At 55.4% G+C, this 404-nt stretch carries 1 protein-coding gene; it reads right to left on the bottom strand.

The window, feature by feature from the left end; genetic code table 11:
* The coding region (locus GR197_RS31670) for an alpha/beta fold hydrolase (RefSeq protein ID WP_164016642.1) at positions 1-329 on the bottom strand (329 nt) is incomplete at its 3' end.
* Positions 330-404: the final 75 nt, after the last annotated feature.

Genomic DNA, 404 nt, shown 5'->3' on the forward strand with positions numbered 1-404 from the left:
CCCATGGAGTAACCCATGACATGGGCTTCGGCTATGCCCAGATGGTCGAGGAGAGCCACGGCGTCCTCGGCCATGATCCAGGGATGGTAGACATCGGCATCGTAAAGCTTGTCGCTGGAGCCGTGGCCGCGGTTATCGATGGCAATGACGCGATAGCCCGCGTCGCCGAGCGTCTTGAGCCATCCCGGATTGACCCAATTCGCAATCGCGGTCGAGGCAATTCCATGAATCAGCAGTACCGGCGGGCCGCTCGGATCACCGTCATCGAAAAAGGCGAGCTTCAATCCGTTTTTGACAAAATGAGATATGGGGGGAGCATTCAAATTCATGGCTTCGTCTTTACAAACCTGGTCCTGTTGGTGCCGGACCATATTTTATCGGCGATATCAAATGAACCCTACGCC

The sequence above is a fragment of the Rhizobium phaseoli genome (genome assembly GCF_010668805.1).
Lineage (GTDB): Bacteria > Pseudomonadota > Alphaproteobacteria > Rhizobiales > Rhizobiaceae > Rhizobium > Rhizobium phaseoli_A.